The sequence below is a fragment of the Glutamicibacter sp. FR1 genome, assembly GCF_047300825.1.
GTDB classification, from domain to species: domain Bacteria; phylum Actinomycetota; class Actinomycetes; order Actinomycetales; family Micrococcaceae; genus Glutamicibacter; species Glutamicibacter nicotianae.
In genome coordinates this window covers 2,206,093-2,223,720 of the sequence record NZ_CP178602.1, presented here as the reverse complement: position 1 = coordinate 2,223,720, position 17,628 = coordinate 2,206,093, and the positions used below count along the sequence as shown (strand labels likewise).

Annotated in this window: 12 protein-coding genes; 9 read left to right on the top strand and 3 right to left on the bottom strand. The window is 59.1% G+C overall.

Translation table 11 applies throughout. The features are described 5' to 3' along the window. Nucleotides 1–162 precede the first annotated feature (162 nt). From hpf to secA, 3 genes are all read left to right on the top strand, one after another. Nucleotides 163–861 (top strand): ribosome hibernation-promoting factor, HPF/YfiA family, encoded by a 699-nt coding sequence (hpf, locus tag ACLQ8T_RS10690; protein ID WP_204722477.1) that lies wholly within the window; start codon nt 163–165, stop codon nt 859–861. A 20-nt stretch (nt 862–881) separates the two neighbouring features. Continuing rightward, nucleotides 882–2,054: a winged helix-turn-helix domain-containing protein gene (locus ACLQ8T_RS10685; RefSeq protein ID WP_413454620.1), complete on the top strand. Its 1,173-nt coding sequence runs from the start codon at nt 882–884 to the stop codon at nt 2,052–2,054. A gap of 133 nt (nt 2,055–2,187) precedes the next feature. Further along, nucleotides 2,188–4,842: a preprotein translocase subunit SecA gene (secA, locus tag ACLQ8T_RS10680; RefSeq protein WP_204722475.1), complete on the top strand. Its 2,655-nt coding sequence runs from the start codon at nt 2,188–2,190 to the stop codon at nt 4,840–4,842. On the opposite strand, the gene ACLQ8T_RS10675 is transcribed toward secA, so the two are convergent. Together ACLQ8T_RS10675 and ACLQ8T_RS10670 are read right to left on the bottom strand one after the other, a co-directional pair. Then, nucleotides 4,839–5,363 (bottom strand): Rv3235 family protein, encoded by a 525-nt coding sequence (locus ACLQ8T_RS10675; protein ID WP_204722474.1) that lies wholly within the window; start codon nt 5,361–5,363, stop codon nt 4,839–4,841. The two genes, secA and ACLQ8T_RS10675, sit on opposite strands and share 4 nt — an antisense overlap. 41 nt (nt 5,364–5,404) lie before the next feature. Further along, nucleotides 5,405–6,130 (bottom strand): LysM peptidoglycan-binding domain-containing protein, encoded by a 726-nt coding sequence (locus ACLQ8T_RS10670; protein WP_413454619.1) that lies wholly within the window; start codon nt 6,128–6,130, stop codon nt 5,405–5,407. A 122-nt stretch (nt 6,131–6,252) separates the two neighbouring features. Here ACLQ8T_RS10670 and ACLQ8T_RS10665 point away from each other — a divergent pair, with 122 nt between their 5' ends. From ACLQ8T_RS10665 to ACLQ8T_RS10645, 5 genes are all read left to right on the top strand, one after another. After that, a complete protein-coding gene (locus tag ACLQ8T_RS10665) occupies nt 6,253–6,813 on the top strand; it encodes a hypothetical protein (protein ID WP_413454618.1) in 561 nt (186 codons plus the stop codon). Between the two features lie 90 nt (nt 6,814–6,903). Then, nucleotides 6,904–7,569 (top strand): hypothetical protein, encoded by a 666-nt coding sequence (locus ACLQ8T_RS10660; RefSeq protein WP_204722471.1) that lies wholly within the window; start codon nt 6,904–6,906, stop codon nt 7,567–7,569. Next, nucleotides 7,566–8,813: a MinD/ParA family protein gene (locus ACLQ8T_RS10655; RefSeq protein WP_204722470.1), complete on the top strand. Its 1,248-nt coding sequence runs from the start codon at nt 7,566–7,568 to the stop codon at nt 8,811–8,813. The genes ACLQ8T_RS10660 and ACLQ8T_RS10655 overlap by 4 nt, the downstream gene beginning before the upstream one ends. A gap of 125 nt (nt 8,814–8,938) precedes the next feature. Continuing rightward, nucleotides 8,939–13,732 (top strand): NAD-glutamate dehydrogenase, encoded by a 4,794-nt coding sequence (locus ACLQ8T_RS10650; protein WP_413454617.1) that lies wholly within the window; start codon nt 8,939–8,941, stop codon nt 13,730–13,732. 9 nt (nt 13,733–13,741) lie between these two features. After that, nucleotides 13,742–15,229 (top strand): sensor histidine kinase, encoded by a 1,488-nt coding sequence (locus ACLQ8T_RS10645; RefSeq protein ID WP_204722468.1) that lies wholly within the window; start codon nt 13,742–13,744, stop codon nt 15,227–15,229. A gap of 74 nt (nt 15,230–15,303) precedes the next feature. Here ACLQ8T_RS10645 and ACLQ8T_RS10640 read toward each other — a convergent pair whose 3' ends face one another. After that, the gene (locus tag ACLQ8T_RS10640; protein ID WP_204722467.1) at nt 15,304–17,010 is read right to left on the bottom strand and encodes a LysM peptidoglycan-binding domain-containing protein; all 1,707 of its coding nucleotides are present in this window, start codon (nt 17,008–17,010) and stop codon (nt 15,304–15,306) included. A 205-nt stretch (nt 17,011–17,215) separates the two neighbouring features. Between ACLQ8T_RS10640 and ACLQ8T_RS10635 the strand changes: the two genes are divergently transcribed. Beyond that, entirely contained in the window at nt 17,216–17,569 is a 354-nt protein-coding gene (locus ACLQ8T_RS10635; protein WP_204722466.1) for an Rv2175c family DNA-binding protein, read from the top strand. Nucleotides 17,570–17,628 lie beyond the last annotated feature (59 nt).

The following is a 17,628-nucleotide window of genomic DNA, read 5'->3' as shown; positions in this document are numbered from 1 at the left end:
AAACGCGATCGGAATTTGTGAGCCTGGATACTTGAATCTTGGCCCCGGTGGCATAAGGTGAAGTATGGGTTGCATCACAGATGCAGCGAAAAGCCCATCTTCAGTCCGGAAGGATGGAACTTTCGGACTGTTGTGTCACCCGACTCTCTATTGGAGGACACCATGGAGCTGAACTACAGCGGACGAAACATCACCATTTCGGATCGTTTCCGTGAGTATGTTGATGAGAAAATCACCAAGGTCGACCAGCTGGCCACGAAAGTGCAGCGCATCGACGTCAAGGTCCTCAAAGAAGCACATGCTCGTGATCAGAGCACTGCACTGTCCGTTGAGTTGACCGTTGTTGGCCGTGGTCCAGCAATTCGAGCCGAGGCTCGTGGTGCAGACAAGTTCGCGGCTTTCGACATCGCTTTCGCCAAACTGCTTGAACGCCTGCGCAAGGCCCGTGACAAGCGCAAGGTCCACCGTGGCAACCATACTCCTGTAGCTGTCCACCAGGCCACCGGCAGCCTGCCAACTGCATCCAGCGGCAAGACGCTGGTTGAGGAAACCATTGAAGCCCAGAAGGCCGCGGAAGCTGCCGAAGCCGAGGTCAACGCCGAGTACTCGCCAGTGGTCATCCGCCGCAAGTCCTTCCCGGCTGAAGTGATGAGCGTGGATGACGCTGTGGATCGCATGGAATTGGTCGGCCACCCGTTCTACCTGTTCATCGACGAGGCCACCGGTGAGCACGCTGTGGTCTATGGCCGTACCCAGTACCAATACGGTGTCATCACCCTGGACCCGTCGCTGAACGCCAACGAGGAAGCCACCAAGGAAACCCGCGGCTACCGTGACAAAGCACTGGCTGCCGAAGGCTAGTCATCGCAACTGCAACTAGCATGGGCGGCCAACGCAACCTCAGCCTCGCACAGGCACGGAGAATCGCGTTGGCCGCCCAAGGCCTGTCCAAAGGCAGGAAAGAACAAGCTATCACCGCAAGGAAAATCGCCAATGCCATTGGCGGCATTGCACAATTGCAGATTGACTCGGTGAACGTGGTTCGCCGGGCCCACTATATGCCGATGTTCGCCCGGCTCGGCCCTTATGACATCGGCATTCTGGATCAGCTGCTGGCCAAGCCGCGCAGCCCGATCACCGAATATTGGGCCCATGAGGCTTCGGTGGTCAGTTCCGGGCTGATTCAAGACCTGCGCGTATGGCAGCGTCGTACCTGGGGTGACCGATCGGACGGGTTCTCCGCCGAACAGCTGGAGCTCTCGGATCGCGTCCTTGACTATTTGTCCGAGAATCCAGGCTCCAGCGCACGGCAAATCAGTCGCGCCCTGGATGTCGCCCCGGTCCAGGAAAAGTCGCATTGGGGATGGAACTGGAATGACACCAAGTTCGTCACCGAATCGCTTTTCGCCCAGGCCAAGATCCTCGCGCTGGGACGCAACTCCCAGTTCGAACGCCGTTACGCTCTGGCGGCGGATGTCGTTGGTGCGCAAGTAGAAGTTGATGCTCCGCACCGGCAGGAAGCCCTCGCCCGTTTAGTTGCCCGCGCCATGGATGCCCTGGGGATTGCCACCGCTCACTGCGTCGCAGAATACTTCCGGCTGCCCTTGCGCGCTGCAAAAGAAGAGCTCGCGCGGCAAGCGCACGACGGGCTCGTCGAAGAAGTGGCCGTTATCGGAATCTCCGAGCCCTGTTACCTGCAGGCCGGGACCAGGATCCCGCGCAAGGTCGATCACGACCTGCGTTTGCTCTCGCCTTTCGACTCGATGGTTTTCAACCGCCGCCGGCTGGAAATGTTCTTCGGGTTCGAGTACCGTATCGAAATCTATGTGCCGGAAAAGCTGCGCCGCTATGGCTACTACGTCTTCCCGATGCTCTACGGCGAAGAATTCGTGGGCCGAGTGGATCTGAAAGCCGACCGTGCCAAGTCGGTGCTGCATGCCAAGCAGGTGCACTACGAACCGGGCATCGATGCCGGCATCGAGCCTGAATTGCGAGCCGAGCTGGATCGCCTGGCGCGCTGGCTGGATCTTGGAGAAGTGAAAATCGGGCTGTGAAAGGCCTGTTGCCCCGATCGCCGTTCGCTATAAGAACAGTGCAAACGGGATTGAAATAGACAAATGCGCTGTTTTCCTCACGTAGACTGAAGACGCCAGAAATTACTGTGCTTGAGATATTGGGAGCTACCACGTGGCATCATTGCTAGAACGTATTTTGCGTACCGGCGACAAGAAGACCTTGAAGACTCTTCGTAAGTACGCCGACACGATCAATACGTTGGAAGTCGAAATTCGCGAGCTTTCGGACGAAGAGCTCAAGGGTGAAACCGACAAGTTCCGCGAACGTTTGGCTAACGGCGAGACGTTGGATGACCTGCTCCCAGAAGCTTTTGCAGTGGTCCGCGAGGCCTCGGACCGTGTCCTTGGCATGCGCCACTTCGACGTCCAGCTCATGGGCGGCGCCGCACTGCACATGGGAAACATTGCAGAAATGCGCACCGGCGAAGGCAAGACCCTGGTCGCGACCGCACCTGCGTACTTGAATGCCTTGACGGGCAAGGGCGTGCACGTGGTGACCACCAACGACTTCCTGGCCCAGTACCAGTCGGATCTGATGGGCCGCGTCTTCCGCTTCCTCGGCTTGAGCTGCGGCTGCATCCTTTCGAACCAGAAGCCTGCCGAGCGCCGCAAGCAGTATGAAGCCGACATCACCTACGGCACGAACAACGAGTTCGGATTCGACTACCTGCGCGACAACATGGCGTGGAGCAAGGACGAGCTGGTCCAGCGCGGCCACAACTTCGTGATCGTCGATGAGGTCGACTCGATCCTGATCGATGAGGCGCGTACCCCGCTGATCATTTCCGGGCAGGCCTCGGGCGACGTGAACCGCTGGTACACCGAATTCTCCAAGATCGTCTCGCGCCTGAAGCGCGAAGACGACTACGAGGTCGACGAGAAGAAGCGCACCATCGGCGTGCTGGAGTCTGGGATCGAAAAGGTCGAGGACTACCTCGGCATCGATAATCTCTACGAAGCCAACAACACCCCGCTGATCGGCTTCTTGAACAACGCCATCAAGGCCAAGGAACTGTTCAAGAAGGACAAGGACTACGTCGTGGTCAACGGCGAAGTCATGATCGTCGACGAGCACACCGGCCGCGCGCTGCAGGGCCGCCGCTACTCCGAGGGCATGCATCAGGCAATCGAGGCCAAGGAAGGCGTTGAGATCAAGGCCGAGAACCAGACTCTGGCCACCGTGACCTTGCAGAATTACTTCCGCATGTACGACAAGATCTCCGGGATGACCGGCACGGCGCAGACCGAGGCCGCTGAATTCATGAGCACCTACAAGCTCGGCGTGGTGGAAATTCCTACCAACAAGCCTGCTATCCGTATGGACCAGTCGGACTACATCTACAAGAATGAAGTCTCCAAGTTCAACGCTGTGGTCGAGGACATCGCCGAGCGCCATGCTACCGGGCAGCCGATCCTGGTGGGCACCACCAGCGTCGAGAAGAGCGAATACCTCTCGCGCCTGCTGTCCAAGAAGGGCATCCGCCACGAGGTGCTCAATGCCAAGCAGCACGCTCGCGAAGCTGCAGTCGTCGCGATGGCCGGCCGCAAGAACGCTGTCACCGTTTCCACCAACATGGCCGGCCGCGGTACCGACATCATGCTCGGCGGCAACGCGGAATTTCTTGCCGTGGCCGAGATGGAACGCCGCGGCCTGGATGCCGAGAACAATCCGGAGGAGTACAACAAGCTCTGGGACGAGGTCTTTGCCAAGGCCAAGGAAACAGTTGCCAAGGAGGCGAAGGAAGTTGCGGAGCTTGGCGGCCTGTATGTGCTGGGCACCGAGCGCCACGAATCACGCCGCATCGACAACCAGCTTCGCGGCCGTTCCGGTCGCCAGGGCGACCCGGGCGAATCGCGCTTCTACCTGTCGATGACCGATGACCTGATGCGCAGGTTCAACTCCGGCATGGCCGAACGCATCATGAACAACCCGTCCATGCCAGATGATGTGGCGCTGGAATCCAAGATGGTGTCCCGTGCCATCGAATCCGCCCAGGCCCAGGTGGAAGGCGTCAATGCCGAGCAGCGCAAGAACGTGCTGAAGTACGATGACGTGATGAACCGCCAGCGCAAAGCGATCTACGCTGACCGCCGTTCCATCCTGGAAGGCGGGGACCTCGAAGAAAAGGTCGGCCATTTCCTCGAGGATGTTGTCAAGGCCATGGTCCTGGAAGCAACCCAGGTTGGCGACCCGGACGAGTGGGAGCTCAAGCAGCTGTGGACCAACCTCAAGCAGTTGTACCCGATTGGCATCACCATGGATGAAGTCATCGAAGAGGCTGGAGGCGTGGGGCACCTGTCCGCGCAGTTCCTGGAACGCGAGATCCTCTCGGATGCCCAGTACCAGTACGAAGAGCGCGAGAAGCTGGTAGGTTCCTCCACCATGCGTGACCTGGAACGCCGTGTCGTGCTCTCCACCATTGGCCGCAAGTGGCAGGAGCACCTGTACGAGATGGATTACCTCAAGGAAGGCATCGGGTTGCGTGCCATGGCCCAGCGCGACCCTCTGGTCGAGTACCAGCGCGAGGGCTACACCATGTTCCAGACCATGATGGAAGGCATCCGCGAGGAAAGCATCGGCACGCTCTTCAATTTGGAGATCCCCACCGGCGCCGAAGCGGCCGCCGCACCGGTGATCGACGAATCAGCGAAGCCGAAGAACCTGCAGTTCACCGGACCGGATGAAGATGGTGAAGCCAGCACTACCCGCGCCCAGGCTTCTTCGAGCAAGAAGAAGACCAAGAACAAGAAGGCGAAGCGCAGCTAGATCAGCTCCACATCCGTCACCTGCCACCGTCCGTGCCAAGGCTCAATTTTCAGGGCCACGGCACGGACGCGGTATTTAAATCCCATGATGACTGTGCATTCCCAAGAGCCCGACAAGCAGCGATCCAGGTGCAAGGAGATGATCTGGCCGTGCGCTGTGCCCGGCAGCGGTTCGAGCGTGTAGCTCGCTGTTTCCAGCAGGGCACGTCGCCGGAGCTTGGCGATGCACGAAGGCTCCATCACGAATGCCAGCTGATTGACGGTACGATAACCAGCCACGATTTCGAACACTGCACGGGCTACGGCGTGGGAAATTTCTATGATCGCCCGGTGCTCGGTACGGTAAACGGCCGAGCGGTGGAAGATATTGTCCAAGGCTCGACGCAGGTGCGCCGGCGCTTGGCTAGGCTCGGTTTCCGGAACGGTTTGCGCCGGGACCGGATCGGTGTGATCGGCAGCGTAGACGTCTGGATTGTAGTAGCTGGTGTTGGCGCTACGCGGGCTGATGGCGATGGTGCTCATGATGACTCCTCAGAGGGTTTGGGTGATGGTCGTGGTGTCGGCTAGCTGGCTGGCGGCAGTTCAAGCGCCGTGCCGATCCGCAGCAGGTCAGGGTCGGCACCGATGGTCTTCTTGTTGCGCTGGTAGATCTTGGGCCAATAGGCGGAAATCTCTTCCACGGTGGCTTGCGCTCCCAGATGCTCAGCGGCGATGCTCCACAGGTTCTGCCCTTCGGCGACCACCACTTCGTTGCGCTGCACCGCGCGTTGGCGAGGATGGTTTGTGCCTGGGGATACAAGCGGGCTCAGCGGAACGCTCATGGCTTCGGGGAACCACTGCGGGCTGGGTACCGAGGTCTGCTGGCGGACCGGATAGCTGGCCAGCTCATGGTTGTCGCTGTCGCCCGCCGGGGACTGTGCCAATGAAGCTGGCAGGGGCTCGTCCGCATAGGCAGCGGCTACCGAGGTGAATGCAATAGAGGTTCCAAGCATTGAGCCGAGGATCTTCCTGCTCAGTCTGGGTGCTAATCGCTGGAAGAACCGCGCCAATTTCAGTTTCCTGTGGGAGAACGCCCAGCGGATCAGCTGGGCCAAGGCCATCCGCAGCAGGTACAGCGCGAGCAGGGTGAGGAACGAAAAGCTAACGAGAAGCCTGATGTAGTCAGCTGTGGTGCGCTGGTCGCCCACGGATTGGACATAGCCGGTGATCCACTGGATTCCCACGTAGATAATGACCATTGATGCTGCCGAGAAGAGCAGCAGCGCGAATATTCGTCGCTGGTGAGACACCTGAACCATCTCCTTGAATGAGATTTGATGTCATTTGATGATGTTTGGTATTCATAGTGGCACTTAGAGATAGTTTTGTGAATAGGGTTACGCAAAAATGTTTAGTCTCGTACAGTTGGCGCATGCGGTGGGATTCGCTTTTCGATGACCTGGAGGCTCAGCTAGCTGAACAGGGCCGAGCGCAGTTGCGCGACGAAATTGCCGAAAACGTCAGGGTCGAACGGGCGACTGCAGAACTTTTGCCCACACTGATGCGGTTCCATGGGCGTGAATTGAGCCTCAGGCTGGCCGGGGGAACGGAGCTTCGCGCCAAGCTCGGTCCATGCGCCGCCGACTATATCTGCCTTGAAACAGAACAGGCGCAGTGGGTCGTCCGCAGTGCTGCAGTAGAATCTTTCTCGCTTCCTCCGGGGCGCATAGCTGCTGAGGAACAACGCGCACCTGGCAGCTCGGTGAAGTTTTCCACGGTTGTGCGTGGGATGCTTCGGGATCGAGCTCGATGCCACGTTTTTAGCCGCGCGGGCGGCTCATTGGCTGAAGGAACGCTGACGCAAGTAGCTAGGGATTTCCTGGTAATTCTGGTGCATCCTCGAGATGAATTCGCCAGAGCGAAGCAGTCCTCATCGCAATTGCTGATACCGCTCGATGCCATCGGATGGGTCGAAGCGATCACCCTCTCGTAATCCACAAGTGCGCTAGAGGTCTTTCCAGCAGGCCCAACTTGTCGTAGGCTCACCATCCATAAGCACCTATGCTGGCGGAAGGTCACTGCCTTGATCACAGAACAGATCGTCCAGGACGCGCGGACAAGCACTGCATCACGTGTGCGACGGCCCAGTTGGAAGGACCCGCGCTTAGCACTCGGTGCCGTGCTCGTGGTCGCATCGGTTGCAGGAACCGTCTACTTGGTCGGTGAATTGCATCAGACCTCGACGGTATATGTCGCCAGCACCAATATCACCCTTGGGGAGAAACTGACAAGCGAGAATATGAAAACTCAAGAAGTCCAGCTTGGCGGAACCCTTGAGAACTATCTGCACACAAATGCGGAGCTCGGCGAGGAAGCCCGAGCGAATACCTTTATCAGCGCCGGGCAGCTCATACCTGTCACCTCAATTACGCACAGCGACCTCGGATCGCGCAGGCCGGTCAACGTTGAACTCCCGGCCGACCTCTCTTCTTCGATCACGCCAGGCAGCTTCGTCGACGTCTGGATTGCCAAGCGCGAAAACAGCGGCAACACCTACGGAATTCCGGAAAAGCTTTCGTCCATGGTCGAAGTCGCTGCACGCGTTGAGAGCGGCGGGGGACTGGTGGGAACCCATGGCACCAACCTGGAACTGCTGGTCGAACCTAGCCAACTCGAACCGCTGCTCCAAGCGCTGGCCAACGAGTCTAGAATCATCGTCGTCTACAACCCGGCAGGAACCGCGCAATGAGCATCTCGGTCGTGGTGCTCGGCGACCAGGAGAAAATCGTCCGGCAAATAGAAGGCTACCGAGGAGAACTGATGGTCACCCGGGCTTGCGCCGATATCGCTGAAGCCATCGCTGCCTGCGATACCGGAATGGCTGACGCGTTGATCATCGCGGATGCCCAGCTGGTGCCACCCATGGAACAACTCGATGCGCTGTTGCTGCAGCAGACAGCAGTAGTCCTGCTCTTTGACCGGCCTGAAAACTGGCAGCCATTGCCAGACGTCCTGCATTTGCCGGCCGCTTCAGCCATGGCCGAGCTTGAAGGGCGCATCAGAACCGCCGTTCAGTCCCTGAACCATGCCGGCGCCGACGCCGCGCTCGGCGGATTCGAGCCGGTGGACGATGGCAACGGGCGAAGCGGTCGAATCGTCAGCTTCTGGAGCGCCCCAGGGTCTCCCGGGCGCAGCACCGTAGCCCTGAACTACGCAGTGGAAGTTGCAGCAGCAGGAAAATCCGTGGTGCTTCTGGACGCCGACACCTATGCCGCCAGCATCGCCATTCAGTTGGGTCTCATGGACGAGTCGGCTTCAATCGCGCAGTTATGCCGTGCCATCGACGCAGGCACTTCGGATGTGGCCCGGCTCGATGCCGCATGTTCCCTGGTCCAGGTCGGGGAGGCGACCATGCGCGTGGCTACCGGAATTCCGCGTGCCAGCCGATGGCCCGAAGTCCGTGCCTCGGCGCTGCGTCGAGCTGCCATGCTGCTAAAGGTCCACTACGACTATGTCGTACTGGATTTGGCTCCGTATATTGAACTCGACGAACAGCTCAGTTTCGATACTCAAGCACCACAGCGCAACGCTGTCACGGTGGAGATGCTGCAGTGCTCCGATGAGCTGTTCATGGTCGTGCGCGCCGACAGTCTGGGAATTCCGCGTGCGCTTCGGGCCATCGATGAACTGGACGAAGCGCTGCCCGGACTGAAACCGCGAATAGTCTTCAACCGGGTAGGTTCCAGCAGCACCGGACGCAATCCGAAACGCAGGTTGATCGAAGCATGGGACAGGTTCGGGCCGACCCACGACGTCGCCGGATACCTGCCCGAAGACCATGCCGTGTGCAACGCGTCCGTGCTCGGTGGAAGTCCGTTGCTCGAAATCGCCCCAAAGTGTTTATTGCGTACGGAAATACGGGCTTTGGCGGGCATAAAATCCACGGATTCAGCCAAGAAACGGACTAGTCGTCGAATTCGCGCCGAAGCTTGAACCGCAAAGGTGAAAACCGAGTAATGTGGGTAAAACTAGATACCCGCAAAGGCGCGGGTTAATCGAACTTTGTTCTTGGAGGCGTTCTTTTGAACTCGTCGGAATCCAGCATGTCAGAATCATTCATGGATGAGACACTCACCTCGAAATTGGTGAGCGAGTACTACGGCCAAATTGCGACCGAAGACGTGGCGGCTTATCGGCCAGACGAACTCGAAGCTCGCGTGGCAGCACATCTGGAAATCGGGTATCAGCGGGATGCGGAAAACGCTAACGTCGCCATTACCCGCAACAACGGAATTTCAGTGGTCCACATCGTCACCGATGACATGCCATTCCTTGTTGACTCCGTAACAGCCGCACTGGTGCAGCTGAAGTCACCGATTCAGCTAGTCGTGCATCCGACGTTCGTTGTATCCCGAAAAACTGAGACCGGTGAAATCACCAAGATCAGCCACGCGGGCCTGCAGCACGTTGCCAGCGGCGACACCGCTGCGCTCTCGGATTTGAGTACGCTGATTTCGGCCGGTGCGGAAACCCGCATCGAATCATGGATTTCAGTCGAGCTCGCTCGCGAACTCACCGATGCGCAGGCCAAGGAATTCGTTGAGCGGCTTTACAGTGTTCTGGCTGATGTACGTGTCGCAGTGAAGGACTGGCCAGCCATGCTGGATCGTGCCAAGGAGATTGCGCAGAGCCTTCCGCAGACCCCCAAGGCCGAGGAAATTGCCGAGGTACACCAGGCAGCGGAACTGCTGAACTGGCTGGCCGACGGAAAATTCACCTTCCTTGGCTACCGCGACTACTCGTTGGAAACCATCAACGGCGAAGATGTGCTGGTAGCCCGCCCGGGCAGCGGCCTGGGTCTGATGCGCGACCTGACGGACCAAGGCCCGCAGCACCTGACCAAGCGCGGCCGGATCACCGCCCGCGACAAGCGCGCGCTGATCGTCACCAAAGCCAACTCCCGTTCCACTGTGCACCGTGGCGTGTACCTGGACTATGTCGGCGTCAAGAGCTTCGATGCCAACGGCGAGGTCAACGGCGAACGCCGCTTCATCGGTCTTTTCTCCTCCAGCGTTTACACCTCCAGCGTGAAGACGGTTCCGCTGGTGCGCGAAAAGGTGGAAGCCGTCCTGAAGCGCACCGGCTTCGCGCCTGATTCGCACTCGGGCAAGGACATCACGACCATCCTTGAAAGCTACCCGCGTGACGAGATGTTCCAAATCTCCGTCGATGAGCTGATCACGATTGCCCTCGGAATCCTGCGGCTGCAGGAACGCCGGCGCACCTCCGTCTTCCTGCGCAAGGACGATTACGGCCGTTTCGTCACTGCCATGGTCTTCCTGCCGCGCGACCGTTTCTCCACGGCAGTGCGCCTGCGAGTCGAGCAGGAGCTGCAGCTCAGCTTCAACGCAGAATCCGTTGAATACGAAGCCCAACTGGGTGCCGGCGCATTGGTTCGCCTGTTCTACCGCCTGCGCCTGCAGCGCCACGGCCTGGCTCCGGTGGTCGACCGCAAGGCACTGGAAGATCGAATCGCCAAGGCCGTGCGATCCTGGTCCGACGCCATCGTCGACACCGCACGGGCGCGCCTGGAACTGGGCGATGCGAACACGCTGTCCAACGCCTGGGCCGAAGCTTTCCCGGCGTCCTATAAGGTGCAGTTCGAAATCGAAGACGCGCTGAAGGACATCGACCTGCTCACCGAGCTGAGCGACCCGCAAGCCGAGGGTCCGGTGGTCTCGTTCTACGACGACGAGAAGCAGGACGAGGATTCTGCTGTTTCCAAGCGCATGAAGATCTACGTGACCAAGCCGCTGCTGCTCTCGCGCATTCTGCCAGTTCTGCAGCATCTTGGCCTCGACGTCGTCGATGAGCGGCCATATGAGCTGAATCCCGAAGGGATCGGCGAACGCTACATCTACGACATGGGCTTGAAGATCGATGACGAGATCAACTTCAAGGCCGTGGAAGGCAAGTTGGCTGACGCCTACTGCGCTGTGGTCCGCAACCTCGCCGAATCCGACAGCCTCAACGCGTTGGTCCTGCATGAAGGGCTTTCATGGGAGGAAGTCGCGATGCTTCGTGCCTACGCCCACTACCTGCTGCAGCTCGGTGTTCCGAACTCCACCGGGTTCATTGCCAACACCCTGGTAAGCAACCCGTCGGTTACCCACGCGATCGTGGAACTGTTCCAAGCGACCTTCGACCCGAAGCTGAGCTCCGAGGATTCTGAGACCGCCCGGCAGGAAGCGCACGCCAAGATCACCGAAGCGCTGGAATCAGTGCCGACTCTGGATGCAGACACGTTGCTGCGCCGTTTAGTGAAGGTGATTGAAGCGACTAAACGCACCAACTACTTCACCACCCACCAGGCGCTGGCGTTCAAGCTCGCGCCGGAAGAGATCGACTTCGCGCCGTTCCCGCGTCCCAAGCACGAACTGTGGGTCTACTCGCCGCGTGTGGAAGGTACCCACTTCCGCTTCGGTGCGGTGGCCCGTGGCGGCCTGCGCTGGTCGGATCGCCGAGAAGACTTCCGCACTGAAGTGCTGGGCCTGGTCAAGGCGCAGATGGTCAAGAACTCCGTGATCGTGCCAACTGGCGCGAAGGGCGGTTTCTACGCCAAGCAGCTTCCGAATCCAGCCTTCGACCGAGTCGCTTGGATGGAAGAGGGCAAGGGCGCGTACAAGGTCTTCATCCGCACCTTGCTGGACCTGACCGACAATCTGGTGGCCGATGAAAACGGCGAGCACATCGAGGCGCCGGCCAACGTGGTCCGCCGCGATGGCGATGATTCCTACTTGGTAGTTGCTGCCGACAAGGGCACTGCGAGCTTCTCCGATATCGCGAACTCGATCTCGGCCGACAAGGGACACTGGCTGGGCGATGCCTTCGCATCGGGCGGCTCGGTGGGCTACGACCACAAGGGCATGGGCATCACCGCACGCGGTGCTTGGGAATCGGTGAAGCGCCACTTCTTCGAGCTGGGCATCGACACGCAGAAGGACGAGTTCACTGCCGTGGGCGTGGGCGACATGTCCGGAGACGTGTTCGGCAACGGTTTGCGCCGTACCCCAACCGTGAAGTTGGTTGCCGCCTTTGACCATCGCGATATCTTCCTGGATCCGAACCCGGATCCCCAGATCGCTTTCGACGAGCGCCAGCGCCTGTACGACCTGCCGCGCTCCAGCTGGGCTGACTACAACAAGGAACTGCTGTCGGCCGGCGGCGGCGTGTACTCGCGCAGCCTCAAGTCCGTGCCGGTCAGCCCCGAGGTCCGCGAGGTCTTGGGCCTGGACGCCGGCATCACCCAGCTGAGCCCCAACGAACTGCTCAAGGCCATCCTCTCTGCGCCAGTGGACCTGCTGTACAACGGCGGCATCGGCACCTACGTGAAATCGGCGGCCGAAACCCACGGCCAGGTCGGAGACCGTGCCAACGACGCCATCCGCGTCAACGGCGCAGATCTGCGCGTGAAGGTAGTTGGCGAAGGCGGCAACCTGGGCATGACCCAGCTGGGCCGCATCGAGGCAGCACGCAACGGCGTCCTGCTGAATACCGATGCCATCGACAACTCCGCTGGCGTCGACACCTCCGACCGCGAAGTCAACATCAAGATTTTCGTGGACCGCCAGATCAAGGCCGGAAACCTCTCCGAGGCCGAGCGCACCGAGTTCCTGCTGTCGATGACCGATAACATCGGTGACCTGGTGCTGAAGACCAACTTCGAGCAGAACGTGTTGCTGTTGAATGAAAAGCACGCGGCATTGACCTGGACTCCTGCCTATGAGCGCTTGATGCAGTGGTTGGAAGCCCATGCTGACTTGAACCGCGGCTTGGAGTTCCTGCCGAACGCGGAAGAGCTGGCAGAACGCCGTGCCGCTGGCGACGCGATGACCACCCCAGAGCTGTCGGTGCTTGCCGCCTACGCGAAGATCCAGCTGGCGAACGCGCTGGCCGAATCCGATCTGGCCGATGATGCGTACTTCTACCAGACGCTGCGCCGCTACTTCCCAACGAAGCTGGTGGAGCGTTTCGGGGATCAGCTCGAAAGCCACCCATTGCGCCGTGAGATCATTGCGACGGTGATTGCCAACGATATCGTGAACATGGGCGGCATCACTTACGTCTTCAGGGCAATGGAAGAAACCAGTGCCAGCGAAGTCCAGATTGCCAAGGTCTTCTGCGCCCTGCGTGAGATCTATGGCTTCGACCGCCAGTTCGATGCAATCAATGCACAGCCGGCCGGAACCGATCTGGAACATTGGGGACGCCAGCACCACGACATGCGTCGACTGCTGGATCGTGCCACGCGCTGGTTCATCAACCGCGTCGACCAGCAGCTGCTGGTCACTGAAGCGGTCAATCGCTACGAAGCGACCGTGACCGAACTGCGCGAGGTACTGCCAACCCTGGTCCGCGGCAACGATCTGCAGCGTTTCCAGGAATGGCGCGAAGAGGCCATGGCCCAGGGGATCCCGGAGCGCCGTGCCAGCATGTGGGCGACACAGTTCGAATCCTACGCGCTGCTGGATGTGGCAGAGTATGTGCACCGCACCGGAACCGCTCCGGTCAAGGTCGCAGAAACCTACTACGTGCTTTACGACCTGTTCGGCGTGGACAGCCTGCTGAACCGCATCACCAACCTTCCTCGTTCGGATCGTTGGCAGGCGTTGGCCCGTGCAGCAATGCGCGATGATCTGTACACCACGATCATCGACCTGACCGCCAACATCCTGGATGCCCACGGTGATATTGCGGACCCGGCAGAGCGTGTTGCTGCGTGGGAAGAAGCAAACGCGGCTAACCTTGATCGTGCGAAGACTATGTTCGCGGAAGTGAACAGCCTGGAACGAGACGACATGGCCTCGCTTTCCGTGGCGCTTCGCCTCTTGCGTTCCATCGTCCGAAGGTAAACACCGCTAATGGCCCTCATCACCGAAGAACTACGTCAACGTGCCGCACTTGCACCGGGTGATGAGGATTGGCTCCATCTTCTGGTGGGGGACTGGCAGCTGGTCTCGGATCTCGCATTCGCAGACCTTGTGCTCTGGTTCCCCACCGGGGACGGCTCCTACACGGCCCTGGCACACGTGCGTCCTTCTACCTCGCATACCGCGTTCCATAGCGACTTCGTGGGCGAACGCATCCGCAAGGACCTGCGCATCATGGTTGACCACGCCTGGGAAACCAAAGAAGTGCAACGCTCTGCGGAACAGGCCGGCAAAGAGATCATCATGGGCTTGACTACTGTGCAGGCGATTCCGCTGGTGCGCCAGAACCGCCCGGTTGCGGTGATCACCTCCCACTTCGACCCCAACCAGTCCCGCACGCCCAGCAACCTGGAATTGGTCTACCGGCAAAGCGCGGATGACCTGTTGCAGATGGGCACTCAAGGACTGTGGCCTGACTTCGCCAGCCCCACGGGATCGCGCCGAGGAGCGCCACGCGTCGGCGATGGCTTCATCCGTCTCGGTGTTGATGGCGCCGTCGAATTCGCCAGCCCCAACGCTGTTTCAGCTTTCCGCCGTCTAGGCGCAGCCGACGTACTGCAAGGCCAGCCGCTGGCTGACCTGACGATGGCGCTGGTCAGCGACCGACGCGTCGTCGATGAAACTCTTCCACTGGTTCTCCAGGGCAAGATGCCATGGCGTACCGAGGTGGAACACCGCGGAGTCACGCTTTCGCTGCGCGCCATCCCGCTTCGCAACGAATCAAAGCGCTGGGGTGCTCTAGTGCTCTGCCGCGATGTGTCTGAACTGCGCCGCCGCGAAAAGGAACTGGTTACAAAAGACGCGACAATCCGTGAAATCCACCATCGTGTGAAGAACAACTTGCAGACTGTCGCGGCGCTGTTGCGCATGCAATCTCGCCGTATGAGCTCGGAGGACGGCAAGCAGGGGCTGGAGCAGGCCATGCGCCGGGTCTCCACTATTGCTTCGGTCCATGACTTCCTGTCCAAGGGCCTGAACGAAACCGTGAAATTCGATGATCTGATGGATCGCCAGTTCCGATTGATCGTGGAAATTGCTTCTCCGGAACAAAGGGTCTCTACCCGCCGTGAAGGCGATTTTGGCATGCTTGACGCTGATTTGGCAACACCGTTATCGCTGGTGATCAACGAGTTGGTGACCAACGCGGTGGAACATGGATTGGCGCATCGTGATGGCGAGGTTGCCCTGGTCGCAGAACGATACAAGGGTGCCGATCGCAAAGATTGGCTGCGTGTTGTCATTGAGGATGACGGCCATGGCTTGCCGGAGGAACCGCGCCGCGAGGGTCTTGGGCTGCAGATTGTGCGAACCCTGGTGACTAGCGAGCTATCGGGTGAAATCCGTTGGCTGCAGGGCGAGAAAGGCGGCACCAAAGTGGTGATCGACATGCCGCTGGATCTTGACCGGCGTACAGCCTAAAGACCGGATCTAGCCGCAATACGAAGAGGCGGACCAAGCACTCTACGTGCTTGGTCCGCCTCTTCTGTGTCTTTTTAGCGGTAGTTCTTCATGTGAGCCTTGACGCTGGCTACATAATGCTTGGTGTCTTCGTACATGCCGTTGTTGCGAACGCCAGCCAACCCCTGGTAGTACGATGCGATTGCATCGTCCAGGTTGTCGGTGTTGTCCAAGTTGTAGGCAATAACTGCGACGCCAGCAACGACGTTGTCGCGAGGGTTCAGGACATTCAGGTCCTGGCCAATGACCGATGCGATCCAGTCACCAGTGCTTGGCAGCACCTGCATGGCGCCAACGGCGTTTGCAGGGGATACCGCGCGCATGTTGAAGCCAGACTCCTGGTATGCGTGTGCCAATGCCAGTGCAGGGTCAACGCCCATGCTCTGTGCAGTGGAACGGATCAGGGCCTGCATCTCGCCGCGACTCGGCACATCGATCGAGTCAAGGTAATCCTTGTTCGAGTTCGCGTTGCTCACAACGTGGTCTGGATAGGTGCGACCAGCAAAGGTATTGCCGATCTTCTGCTTCTTGACCTCGCCAGACGGCGCAACCGACGAGCCCGATACCTTCAGCTTGGCGCCGATCTTCAGAGGCGAGCTCGCGCTGAACTCCGGGTTCAGATCAAGCAGCGCAGCCAGCTTCATACCGTGGCTGGTCGCGATGCCACTGAGGGTATCGCCGGACTTGACCGTGTAGGTCGAGCTCTTTGCTTTAGGCGCAGCGTTGCTCTTCGGTGTGGAGCTTGACGACGAACCGCCGGATACCTTGATCTTGGCGCCTGGGAAGATCGGCTTGCTGGCTGAAATGTCATTGATCTTCAGCAGATCGGACAGACTCATGCCGTGCTTAGTGGCGATGCCGCTGAGGGTATCGCCGGACTTGACGGTGTAGCTCGAAGAAGCAGACGAGGAGGACTTCTTCTGGGACGACTTCGGAGACGAGCCGGAGGAGGACGAACCCTTGACCTTGATCTTGTCGCCGGGGAAGATCACCTTGCTTGCCGAGATGTCGTTCTTGCTCAGGAGCGACGACAAGCTCATGTTGTGCTTGATGGCGATGCTTCCGAGGGTGTCACCGCTCTTCACGGTGTAAGTCGAAGAACCAGAGGACGAAGACTTCTTCGCATGGGTTGCACCGCTGGAGCTCGATGCCGAACCCTTGACCTTCAGCTTGTCGCCGGGGAAGATCACCTTGCTTGCCGAGATGTCGTTCTTGTCTAGCAGGTCCGACAAGCTCATATTGTGCTTGCTAGCAATGCCGCTGAGCGTATCGCCATTCTTAACCGTGTAGGTGGACGCCGATGACGAAGAGCTTGAAGACTTGCCCTTGGAGCTGCTCTTTGAAGCGTGACCGGAGACCTTGAGCGTCTTGCCGGCAATGATCGAATCGTTCTTGAGGTTATTGAGCTTCTTCAGCTCGGATACCGTGGTGTCGTATTCCCGAGCGATACTCCACAGGGATGCGCCTGCTGGAATCTTGATCTCAGAAACATCTCGTTTGGCTGGCAAGCCCAACGTAGATACGCGCGAAGCGATCAGGTGGGCTTTTATCTGGTCCTCAGCAACCTTGATGGTCTCTGGAGTCACCGCCTTGGCAAAGCTTCCTGAGGTGTTAGGAATAATCGTCGGTGCTGCCTGCGCTGCTGGAGCCAAGGCGAGACTACCGATGACCGCAGCGGGAATGGCCGCGCCTGCTACAACGCCTAACGCATGCTTGGAAGCATGTTTGGATTCGTGGGGCATGGAGTCAATCCTCATTTATACGGTGAAAATAACGGGCTTTGCTCCGCAGGTAACAAAGGGAAATCGTTCCTCATGTTGTCTGTGATGCAATTGTTATCAAAGTGATACAAGAAAATTTACACTACTACTGTGACTGATAGGAACTGCTGAGGTGGGTTTCATCCAAATTTCTGCGCGAATCAGGAATTTGTGGGAACCTTGAGAGGTGAAGGAAACCGTAGAACTCGTCGGCCAGTGGCTGACCCTGCCCGATGTGGCTGAAGAATTAGAAGTAGACATTCGCCGTGTGCACCGCCTGCTGGATGAGCGTGCCATTGTTTCGTTGCGAATCGGCGAACGCAATGTCCGTTCGATCCCTGCAGATTTTCTCCAAGATGGCATCGTGGTTGAAAGCCTGAAAGGCACCTTCTCGGTACTGTCGGATTCCGGCTTCTCGGATGAAGAAGCCATCGTATGGCTGTTCACCGAGGATGAGACGCTGCCTGGCACGCCAATGAATGCTTTGCGTACGGGGCGAAAAACCGAGATCCGCCGCAGGGCGCAGGCACTGGGCTGGTAGGCCCGAAAGAAGCCCAGCATAATCAAAAGGTCTCAACCATCATCCTGACGGATACGTGG